Source organism: Frankia sp. CoBUL1, assembly GCF_978021245.1.
Genome location: NZ_CDXDOS010000106.1, coordinates 1 through 10,813 on the forward strand (window position 1 = coordinate 1; position 10,813 = coordinate 10,813).

The window sequence follows — 10,813 nt, forward strand, 5'->3', positions numbered from 1 at the left end:
GTCCGGCTCGAACCAGGCGCGTCGCGCCTCAAGGTGGACATACTCGGCGAACGCCTCGGCGAGCCCCGACCACAGCGAGAAGCAGGCGCTGTTCGACCTGCTGGACGCCGGGCGGGTGGGGATGGGCCTGACCGAGTCCTTCGCGATGACCCCCGCCGCCGCCGTCAGCGGGCTCATCTTCGCCCATCCGTCGTCGCGGTACTTCACCGTCGGGCGCATCGGCCGGGACCAGGTCGAGGACTACGCCCAGCGGCGGGTCCTGAAGATCTCCGACGTCGAGCGCTGGCTACGCCCCAACCTCGCCTACGATCCCGAGTAGACGCCCCGGACAGCAGGTCCGGGTTCGCGACGCTTACTCCTCGTGATCTGACATGCGGCGGCCGTTCCCGCAAGAAGCACGAGGGGCCGGCCAGACGTACGCTTGGCAGTCTTCTTGTAGTCGAGGCCGGCCGCCCGGGGTGCGACACGGATCACCGGCTTGTAGGCCCGGTCGCCGACCGTGCCACCCGCCAAGCAGTAGTGGAGGGTGTTCTGCGGCAGGCCGAGAAGCCGGGCCGCGACCCCGCTTCGGTGAACACCTCCCGCTCAAGCATGCTGACGGACCAGGTGGCGAGTGTCGCCCAGTCGCGTTAAGAACTCGGATCACGAAGGTCGGAGATGTCGAACTCGCCTGGTCTCGGGGGTTGCCGTCGGTTCCGTCGTCGGCCACGGTGATCCGGGAAGCGGACGGCCGGTACTACGTGTCGTTCGTGGTCGATGTGACCGACGAGCCGTACCCGGTCGTGCCCGCCGAGGTGGGGGTCGATCTCGGGCTCGATCGGTTGGTGACCATGTCCACGGGTGAGATCGTGGCGAACCCTCGCCCGCCGCGGTCGAAGCGGCAGCATCTCGCCCGCGCCCAGCGGTCGCTGGCCCGCACACGGAAAGGTTCCGCGAACCGTCGGAAGGCGGTGCGGCGGGTAGCGGTGTTGCACCGGAAAGTGCGCGAAACCCGCCGGGATCATCATCACAAGCTTGCCGCCCGGCTGGTCCGCGATAACCAAGTGGTCTACGTCGAGGAGATGGCGGCTACCGGGCAGACGCCCGTTCCATGGGACAAGGTAAAGGCCGACCTCGGCCTGGTATGAGGTACCCGGTCGGCATAACCCCGCATGCGCTTCGTCAGTTGCGCAAGCTCGACCCAACGGCGCGACGCCGCGTCCAGGCGGCGGCCAGGAACGGGCTTGGCCGGCCGTGCCAGAAGATCGCCAGTTCGTCGCGGGCGCGGGTCGCCGCGACGAACAGCAGTGACCGGTCTCGTGCCCGTTCCTGCTGGTACCGCTTTGGGTCGACGTCCTGGTACCGCTCGATCACGCCACGGGGCACAAGCCCGGCGCTGGCACCTCCGATGATGATCCGCCGGTACTCCAGGCCCTTGAAACGGTGCATGGTGCCCACGTGGACGCCGTCGGCTCGCTTCGGCCCGTCCGGCCCGATCTCGATGGCAGAAATCCCGCTCGCCTCGAGGTGTGTGACGACGTCCTCCACCATCCGTCGAGTCGGCACGCACACGGCGGTCGAACCGTCGCCGGCACTGGTCGAACCGTCGCCGGCGCTCTCCCAGACCCTGATCTGCCCGCTGATGAGCTTCAGTTCATCCGCCCAGGTGACGGCCTCACCGAGCACGGGTTCTCCGCCACTGAGCAGCGACCGGTACCCCGCGAGGTTGTCGTCGCCGCCGTCGAGGTCGTCGTACGTCTCACCGGCAAGCAGCCGAAGCGCTGTCCACAGGATCTGACGGGTGGTGCGGTAGCTCAGCGTCAACTTGGCACTGCGACCACGGATATTCACGCCGAGACTACCAAGCATGACGTAATTATCGTAGATTCGCTGGTGGGTGTCGCCGACGAGGAAGATGTCGTCCCGACCTGGCGCGACCATGGCCCGCAGCATCTTCCAGTGCGCCGGGTTGAGGTCCTGGGCCTCATCCACGACGACATGCCGATAGCGGTACCTGGGCAGGGAGCCGGAAGCGGTGGGCTGACCGGCCGCGCTCACCACCGCGGCCGCGCGGTCCTGTTCGGTGCGGGCGGCGTATTCGGCTACCTGGCGCCACGTCCACACACCGGCGTCGTCCAGGCGCTTGGTGAAACGTTCGACGAGTTGCCACACCGCGTCGCGGTCGGCTCGGGACAGTGGCCGCCCTCGACCTGGTCGCCGGGCCTTGAAGTAGTCGGTGCGGGAACGGAGCACCTGGCCCAGAACGACCTCGGCCCACTCGGCCGCGAGAAACTCGGCGTCCCACCGTCGTTCACCGACCTCGTCAAGCATCGCGGCCCACTCCCGCACGGCGGCGTCATCGTCGATCGTCCGCCGGCGACGGCTCGCCCCGGCCTCACCGACAACCCGGCTCGCGAGCTTGTCGATGTTGACGATATCGACCCGATCGACGAGGTCGGGGCCGACTAGGTCGAGGAACCGGGCCCGCAGGTCGGCGGCAAGGTTGCGGTTGAACGTGGTGAGCAGGATCGGCTTGTCATCGCCCGGCGGCAGCCGGGCGGCGAGGTGCCCGGCCCGGTGCAGCGCGACGATCGTCTTCCCGGTTCCCGGCCCGCCGCTGACCCGCGCCGGTCCGCCGTAGACCCGGTCCACGAGCTGGCGCTGGGTCGACCTGCCACCGCGCGAACGACTCGCCCAGCACCGCCTGCAGCGCGGCATCGTCGCTGGTCACCTGGGTCGCCGGCCGGGCAACCGCCGCAGCGAAGTCCTCCGGGTCGACCGGGCTGTCGGCCTTCACCGGCACGGTGACGTGTTCGAGTACTTCTTCGACGCTCTTGCCGTCGTGCAGCGCCAGGAGCACGTCGGACGTGAGCTGCGGGGCGACCTCGGCGAGCCCGAGCAGCTCGTCCTCGTCAACGATCCGTCTGATCAGCGGAAGCAGGGCCGGAACCACACCGAGGTCGACCAGGTCCTGGTCAGTGAAGGCCTCGAACAACGGCCGTTCGAGGTCCTTCTGGCCGCCCGGCTCCCCCCCTGCGGTGTCGCCGACTCCCGGCGCCGGCTCTGGCCTGACCTGGGCGGGCCTGACCCGGGTGTGGGTCAGCTGCCGTTCCGGCGGCAACAACCGGCCGACGATGCCGTCACCGACGGCGGACAGGTCCACGACCTCGATGCCGCCGGTGACTCGGTTGATCTGGTAGGAATACTTGTCCTCGATGCCGTCGTAGACCTCGCTGCGGTGCTTGACCGACACAAGCAGGTAGTCCTGGTTGCCCACGTGGAGCAGCAACGCGCGATGATCCTTGCCGATCCGGGCGGAGAACAGCCGAGAATTGCCCTTGAGTCGCTTGAAGTGCAGGCTCGGGGTGTTCAGGTTCTGCCGGAAGGCGCTCTGAAAGTCGTAGACGCCGCCTTTCTCAGCCCGGGTGAGCTTGAGGATCTCCTTGTCGGCCCGATCCAGGATGCGAAGTGTCACCTTGGCTTGGTCGGTCACGACTGGCTGTCCCTCCGTGAGCCGAGTGGACCATCGATCCTTGATGCGGGGTTCGTTGCGGGGTTCGATGTGAGGTTCGAGGCGAGATCGGACGCCTGCCATTCGGACGCGGTCCGCACCAGCCAGCCTGCCGCCGCGTAGGCGGCGTCGCGTCCCGAGCCTTCGGGGTCGCCCGGCCCGGCCGCGGTGACGACCCCGATCCTGGCGGCCGGCCAGGCCAGCTCCGCCTGCCAGGCCGCGTCCCCGAGTTCGTACCCGACCTCCGGTACCGGCACATCCCGCGCCGCCAGCTCCCGCACCAGCTCGACCAGCCCCGGCTCCGTCGCGGTGATCAGCCTGAGCACCGCCTGCCACGCGGGCCCGACCGCCGCCGGCTGCTGCTGCTGCGCCGGGCCGGTTACCTCGACAGCCGCCCCGGGATGCGCACCGGACGACGTCCCGATCCAGACCGAGGTCTCGGCATCGAGCTGGACCGACCGACGCACCGACAACGCACCCGATCCCGCCGCGACCCGGAGCAACGACGGGTCAAACTCGCCGAGGGCGCTCCGCGCGAGCTGGACGCCGTCGCCGCCCCCGGAGTCAAGGAACTGCAGCAGATTGCTCCAGTACAGCCAGGCGGCCCACCGCAGCCGGTGGGCATCGGTGTCGTTCGCGACGGTCGCGGTGCGGTCGTCGACGAGCACGAGTGCGGTCCACACGGGTGGCCCGCCGTCGCTCTGATCCGCGACCACGACGACCGGGCAGTGGTGGGCGTCCTCGACACGGACGACCGTGACCGGTCCGGCCGTCCCCGGGCGGGTCGTCGGCCGTCCGGGGACGGCCGGACCAGCGGTCGGTCCGGCGGTCAGCGCCTCCCGTACCGCTGCCGCCACGCCGCCGCGGCTCGCGGTGGTCCGCGAGCCAGGCAGGTTGAGCAGGCCGGCCAGCGCCGCGACCGTCCGGGACCGCCAGAGCTCGGCGTCGGGATCCCCGAGGTAGGCGAGCAGCAGCTCAACCGGGTTCGCCCACACCGTGCCGGCCAGTTCCCGCACATCTCGGCCGGTCAGGAGCCGGTACAGGTCCCGGGCGCCGGCCTGGGCGTTGCCGGCGTACGGTGGCCAGACCGGCGGCTGCGCCACCGGCCGGCCGCACCAGGCTTCGACGTCGTCCCAGGCCAGTTGGAAGACCACGATGTCATGGGCACGCAGCAGCGTTCGTTTGTCCGCGTCGTCGGCGATCCGGTTGTGCTCCTTCGAGGCGTGGTAGCTGAATCCGTCGAGGTACACCGCGACAGTCGACGGGGCCGCGTCTACCCGGACGAACAGCGCGTCTGGTCTGGTCCCGTGAATGGTGTTCTGCAGCCTCAGCTGCCAGTGGACGACCTGCCCGTCGGGCCGGCTGATGCGCAGGTCGGCGGTGCGTGCGCCATGGGTGTCGGCGGTGCGGGTCACGGTCGCCCGGCTTCCGGGACGGGCGCCCCAGTCGAGCAGACCGGCTAGGAACCGCGCTTCGAGTTCACTCTCGACCTGGTCGAACAGCGAGATCTCGTCGGTACACTGGCCACCGACGACGTCCCACCCGTCCAGCAGGGAACGCAGCATCGCCACCGCGTAGAACCGGCTGATCAGCTGGAACTCGTCGTCGCGGGCGTCCCGTAACAGGCACCGGTGGCATGCCACGCGTCCTTCCTCGGCGCACCGGCAGCTCTCGACGGCCCGCAGCGCGGCGGCGAGCACCTCCCGGAAGCTGTCGGGGTCGGAGAGCCGATGCAGGTAGCCGGTGCCGCCGGGCTGGGTGTCGTGGACGACGAGGAACCGGCGCACGTGCCCGGTGCCGTGCTGGCCGCCGTCGGGCATCACCGCCCGAACGATCCGCAGATGATCCGGATCGCCGCCGTAGCGGGCCGCGATGCCCAGGCGAAGCGCTGCCGCGAACGAGGCCATCCGTTCGTCGACGGCGGCGGTGACGGCCGGGACCAGGATGCGTATCGCCTCGGTGCGCAGCTCGTGCGCCAGGATGAGCGGGACGTGCCGGGTCGCCGAAGGGGAACGCCGGTACGGACACCACCGCCGGTGGTGCTGAGCCTCGCGCGGAACCGTTCCCGGCATCGAGGTGGCGGTGGCCGCCACGGGCAGGCCACCCTGGCCTGCCGCCGCGGTGGCCGGGCTCGGCGGCGGGCCGTCCTCCGGGGTACCGCCGCAGGTGACGCAGGCGTGGAAGGGATTGAGCCGAACCTGGGCGCCGCCGAAGACGTTGCCGGCCGGCCGGTCGTACCGCGCCGGGCCGAGGTTGAACTCCCGCACCACGGCCGTCCGGGTGTAGTCGATCCCGAAGGTGATGCCGGTGTGCCGCCACGACCGCAGCACCTGCTGGGGGTCGACGTCCACCGTGTGGGCCATCGAGTATGCCCGGACGACGCGGTCCTCGGCGTCGTCCCGGATACGCGCGTCATCGCCGCGGTCAACCGCGGTCACCTTGCTGGGCCGTAGCACCTGGTACAGGTTCCCCGAGTCGGCGATGCCGCGGCTGCCGCAGCGAGGGCAGGCGCTCGGGTCCTGGATGGCGTGTTCGGTGCGCACGTGGCCGCAGGCGGGGCACACCCGCCAGTGTTCCCAGGCCGGGCTGTCCGGCGTGCCGATCTCAAGACCGCTGATCTCATGCTGGTATCCCCGGACGTAGTAGATGTTGCCAGGTGCGATCTCACGCAGCGCCTGCCGGGCGGGGCGCGGGTACTCGCGGACCTCGCTGTGGTATCTGCGGTCGTCGGGTCCTGACCCGCCGTCTTCCCACGTCAGGGTCGCTTCGAGCATGGTGTTGGTGTCGATCAGGGCGTAGTTCGGCAGCAGTCCGAACTCGACGAGCGTGGCGTGCGCCGAGGCCCGGCCGATCTCGGCGACCCGCTTTCGGACGGCCCGCTGCTCGGCCCGCAGACCGCGGGCCTCGCGCTTCTGGTCGGGGTCGGAGTCGGCAAGGGCGTCGGTGGCGGACAAGATGGCCGCCAGCCGGTGACGCAGGCCGTCCAGCCGGGCTTCCCAGGCGGCGTCCACGCAGGCCAGCGCACCCTCGATTCCGCCGATTCCGCCGGCTCGGTCGGTCGCGAACACCCGCAGTTCACCGGCGGCCTGCGCCGTGACGTCGTCACCGAACAGCGACAGGAACACCTCGACAGTGTCGGCGCCGGCCCGCTTGGCCGCGGCGCCGAACGACGACAGCCAGCCGGTCGGGCCGAACAGGGCGCCGGCCCGACGCGGCAGCGGCAGCACGCCGGGCAGCTGGCGACGCGCCGCCAGGTCGATGAGGTGCGCGACATACTGGCGCCGCAGGATCTCGACCGCGGACAGGTAGCAGCCCGGCGGGACGATCTGGCCAGCGATCATCTCGCGGGGTTCGGTGAGGTAGTAACGGTCCCGGGCGCGGTTGGCGAGCAGCGTCAGCACGAACGCGTTCCCGCTACGGCGGCCCGCCCGCCCAGCGCGCTGCACGTAGTTCGCGGGCGCAGCCGGTAACGACGCGAGCAGCACGGCCGACAGCTCCCCGATGTCGATCCCGAGCTCCAGCGTCGGGGTGCAGGACAGCACGTTCGGGTCGGTGTAGCGGGTACCGTCGAGGAACTGCCGTTCCACCTGTTCGCGCTGCACGCGGGTGAGGACGCCGGTGTGCTCGCCCGTCACCACCCGGAACACCCCGCCCCCGAGGTAGAGCCGACGGTAGTAGTCGCCCACGGCGGCGGCGTCGGGCGCGGCGGTGAGGTGACCATCGCAGCGGTACCGCTGGCAGGGCTGCCCGACCCAGCCGGCGGCACGGTCTGCGCCCAGGAGCAGGAGTCGCAGCGGATCCCGGCCAGCTCGGCCGCGGAATCGTCAAGCCGGACAACCCGAACGTGGCCGGGTTGCAGCCCGAACACCGAAAGTGTCGGGTCGGCGGTGAGCTGGTGGCTGCGCAGCACGCCGGCACCGGCGAGTTCGGGCAGCAGACGGCCGAGGAACTCGTGGACGGCCTCCCGGTCGAGCCCGCCCAGGCACCGTCGCGCCCAGTCCTGGTACCAGCCGCCGCGCGCGGTGAGCAGGTCGAACTCGCTGTTGCGCCGAGGCCCGGACAGCAGGAATGCGGGCGCCGAGAGGCCCTCCGGGAAAGCCGGCATGCCGGCGGGCCGGCCACCCCAGACCATCCACCGGCGGCCGCCCTGGGCGAGGTAGCCGGCCAGCCAGGTGTGGCGGACGCCGCCGCGGACGCGCAGCCGTTCGAGCACACCCCGGACGAAGGCCTCCAGCCGTGCCTCGTCGGGCAGGCTCCCGGCCGGGAGCTGCGCGGCCCGGCCGGTGAGCAGCAGGTCGCGGCACAGGGCGGCGACCTTCCCCGGTTCGTCGAGCACGACATCGGCGGCGACGGTGCGGGTGAGCTCGAGCGTGCGGCCCTGGCGGGAACGCAGGCCGAACTCGAGCACGGTGGCGAACCCCAGCCGGTCAGCGACCAGCCGCCAGGTGCTGCGGCTGCCGGTGTGCTCACCGGACAGCAGGGCGTCGATACCGGGTGAGTCGTGCAGGTCGGGCGGGATGATCGCGGCAAGGGTGTCGCGGTCGGTGGCGGCGGCCACCAGGTCGGCGACGACGGCGTCGAGAGTCACCGGCTGGCCGGGTACCAGTTGGGCGGCGAGCAGCGAGCGCAGCGAGAAGGTGAACGAGCGGTTCGCGACGAAACCGGCCCGGTGGGCGGCGTCCTGCACCGAGTCGTTGAACAGCAGGGTGCGCCGTTCCCGGCCGGCCAGCTCGCCGCCGGTGAACAGCTGGGTGACGGCGACCGAAGCCAGCGTCGCCAGGCCCGCACCCAGATAGCGGATGCCCTGGTCCAGCCCGCAGGCCGGGCAGCGGTCCAGGCTGGCCGCCCGATCGTCCCCGAGATCGGCGAGGACGACCACGTCGTTACCGGAGTCGTTGCCGGAACCGGAACCGGGACCGGAACCGGAACCGTTGCCGGGACCGTTGCCGGAACCGGGGCGGTCGGCCCGGGCGCGGTCCTTCGCCGGGTCGAACGGACGGATGCGGCTGCCGGCGGAGTCGAGCACGAACAGGCCGCGGCCGGTGCCCGCGATCTCGCCCGGGGTCGCGGCGAGCAGGGCGCGTACCCGCCGCTTGTCCCGGCCGACGCCGGCCCGGTAGATCTTGGCCGGGTCGGTGACGAGTTCGTGCGGATCGCGCTCGGGCGAGATCGCCGACCAGCCGGACCGGCCGCAGTGCCGGCAGTAGACCGCCGGGAGCAGCGCCTGACTGGTATCCGCGACCGCACCGTCGGCCTCGGATGCGTCGGCGACGGGTACCCGGCGGGGGTCGCCGTCCCACAGGAAGGTCGGCTGCCGGGCCACGCCTCGCAGCAGCCGCGACACGGCCCGGACCCACAGGTGCGTCTCGACACCGAGGAACGGGCGCTCAGGCCGGTCCGGGTCGCGGGCCATCGACAGCAGCCCGACGAACCGGGCCAGTCCGAGCGCGGCCACCTCGGGTTCGTTCTGCAGGGCGAGGCCCCAGCGGTAGGCGCCCCGGCGTGGGAGCAGTTCCAGGATCTCCGCCGCGGTCCTGGGCTCGTCACCGAGCAGACCCAGCACCGCGTGGGTGAGGATGTGCCGCTGGAGATGCCGGCCAAGCACAGCCGGGTCGAAGGTGTCCACGCCGAGCACGGCCGCCACGGTCCGCCGCAGCGACCAGGTGTCCCGGGCCGGGTCGGGAATGCCCGCGAGGTCCGCCGGGTCCGGCAGCGGCAGGTTGTGGTCGACCGGGCGGAGAATCTCCTCCGGGCGCTGACGGTCTTCGCCGATCAGCGCCGCCTCGTCGAAGACGGTGCCGAAAACCTGGCCCGCGACGCCGCGGATGGCCGCGCCGCCGTCGCTGCCCTGGCCCTCGCCGAGGGTCGCCGAGGTGGCGACCGGGCAGGCGGCCCCGAGCGGACGGCCCGGCTCGGCCTGGCCGGTGACGGCGCCGAGCCGCCGCAGCAGCATCGCGACGTCGGTGCCCTGGGCGCCGTCGTAGGCGTGGAACTCGTCGAGCACGACATACGCGAGCTCGGCACCCTCCCACAGCGGCACGTCGTCGGCCCGCTGCAGCAGTTGGTCGAGCATCTTGTAGTTGGTGACCAGGATGTCCGGCGGGTTGCGGCGCATCTCCGCGCGGGAGGTCAGCACCCGGGCGTAGGTCGTCTCCGCCACGTCGCCGACGTACAGCCCGGCGGTCACGTGTTCCAGGCCCGGCCGGGCGAGGAACTCGTCGATGCGCTGCGTCTGGTCGGAGGCCAGTGCGTTCATCGGGTAGAGCAGCAGCGCCTTGACGCCGCGCCGGCCGGCTCGGCCGGCCCGCTCGCAGTGATCCAGGACCGGGACAAGGAAGGCCTCGGTCTTGCCGGAGCCGGTGCCGGTGGTCACCAGCGTCGGCTCGGCCGGGGAATGCAGGGTGCTCAGCCGCTCGAACGCCCGGGCCTGGTGTTCGTAGGGCGTCCAGTCCCCGCCCGGATGCCACTGGAGGTGTCGTTGCCAGCCGTCGGCCGCCGGCCGGAACGGGATGCGGACACGCAGGTACGGCCCGCGGTAGATGCCGTGCTCGGGATGCTCCAGAAAGCGCGCGAGCGCGGCCCGTTCGTCCGCGTCGGCGAGGGCGAACGTCGTGGTGAGGAACTGCGTCAGGTTGCGCCGCAGGCTGTCGGCGGCGAACGTCGGCCTCATCCGCCCGACTCCGGTGGCTCAGGCTCCCGCCAGCCCGCGTCCCGGGCGGCCCGCAGCCGGGCACTGAACGCGGCGTGCGCCTGCCGCATCTCCGCCTCCCGGTCCGCCTTGTGGGACGGGGCAGCATACCCTTCCGGCGGCGGCTCGTGACGAGGGTCCTCCAGGTGCTTACGCAACTGGACGTAGTGCTCCTTGGCCTGGCCGAACCCGAACGAGTTGCGGTCGCCGCATATCTTGCGACCGGCGAGATCGAACCAGGTGTCTTCCTCGTAGGCCTGAAGCTGGGGGAAGCGCGCGAGGTACAGGGCGACGAGCTGATCCGCCGAGATGTTCATCATCACCGAGACCAGCGCGTCCAGCTCGACCAGCGCCGCCCGCCGCGCCAGCTCGGTCCGCAGCGGCGACCGCACGTCCCACTCCGGCCGGACGTCACCGAGCGGTGGAGTGTTCGGCGTGGGGATCACCCAGCCGTCGTCACCCCAGGCCTGGTCGAACACCTCACTCCACAGCGGCGCGTAGGCCGACGTCAGGCAGTTCAACCGCAGCGTCCGCAGCAGGATCGCCCCGGCCAACGGATGGTCCACAATCGGCGCCGGCAATATATTGGCGTCAGTTACCTCAAGGTCGCTACGCCCTGTTACTCGTACAAAATA

The 10,813-nt window shown here is 71.3% G+C and carries 6 protein-coding genes and 1 pseudogene; 2 read left to right on the forward strand and 5 right to left on the reverse strand.

The window, feature by feature from the left end:
• Together AC08OX_RS09865 and AC08OX_RS09870 are read left to right on the forward strand one after the other, a co-directional pair.
• Positions 1 to 319, forward strand: a 319-nt coding sequence (locus tag AC08OX_RS09865) for a vitamin B12 dependent-methionine synthase activation domain-containing protein (RefSeq protein ID WP_476607534.1), incomplete at its 5' end; no start/stop codon positions are given.
• Between the two features lie 52 nt (positions 320 to 371).
• Positions 372 to 1,127, forward strand: a complete 756-nt coding sequence (locus AC08OX_RS09870) for an RNA-guided endonuclease InsQ/TnpB family protein (RefSeq protein WP_476607535.1) — start codon at positions 372 to 374, stop codon at positions 1,125 to 1,127.
• Positions 1,128 to 1,161: 34 nt separating this feature from the next.
• On the opposite strand, the gene AC08OX_RS09875 is transcribed toward AC08OX_RS09870, so the two are convergent.
• The 5 genes and pseudogenes from AC08OX_RS09875 to AC08OX_RS09895 all read right to left on the reverse strand — a co-directional run.
• Entirely contained in the window at positions 1,162 to 2,631 is a 1,470-nt protein-coding gene (locus AC08OX_RS09875; RefSeq protein WP_476607536.1) for a UvrD-helicase domain-containing protein, read from the reverse strand.
• Entirely contained in the window at positions 2,516 to 3,472 is a 957-nt protein-coding gene (locus AC08OX_RS09880) for a type II toxin-antitoxin system RelE family toxin (RefSeq protein WP_476607537.1), read from the reverse strand. Before AC08OX_RS09880 ends, AC08OX_RS09875 begins: the two co-directional genes overlap by 116 nt.
• Positions 3,469 to 7,176 carry a Zn-binding domain-containing protein gene (locus AC08OX_RS09885; RefSeq protein ID WP_476607538.1) on the reverse strand — a complete coding sequence of 1,236 codons (3,708 nt, stop codon included), beginning with the start codon at positions 7,174 to 7,176 and terminating at the stop codon, positions 3,469 to 3,471. The genes AC08OX_RS09880 and AC08OX_RS09885 overlap by 4 nt, the downstream gene beginning before the upstream one ends.
• Entirely contained in the window at positions 7,122 to 10,160 is a 3,039-nt protein-coding gene (locus AC08OX_RS09890) for a DEAD/DEAH box helicase (RefSeq protein ID WP_476607539.1), read from the reverse strand. Before AC08OX_RS09890 ends, AC08OX_RS09885 begins: the two co-directional genes overlap by 55 nt.
• Positions 10,157 to 10,813 (reverse strand): annotated as a pseudogene (locus AC08OX_RS09895) (hypothetical protein); the annotation flags it as partial. The pseudogene AC08OX_RS09895 and the gene AC08OX_RS09890, both read right to left, overlap by 4 nt.

What these genes read in the sequence shown, in the direction of transcription:
- AC08OX_RS09870 (WP_476607535.1), top strand. Translation starts at nt 372, where the DNA reads ATGCGGCGGCCGTTCCCGCAAGAAGCACGAGGGGCCGGCCAGACGTAC.
- AC08OX_RS09890 (WP_476607539.1), bottom strand. Translation starts at nt 10,160, where the DNA reads ATGAGGCCGACGTTCGCCGCCGACAGCCTGCGGCGCAACCTGACGCAG.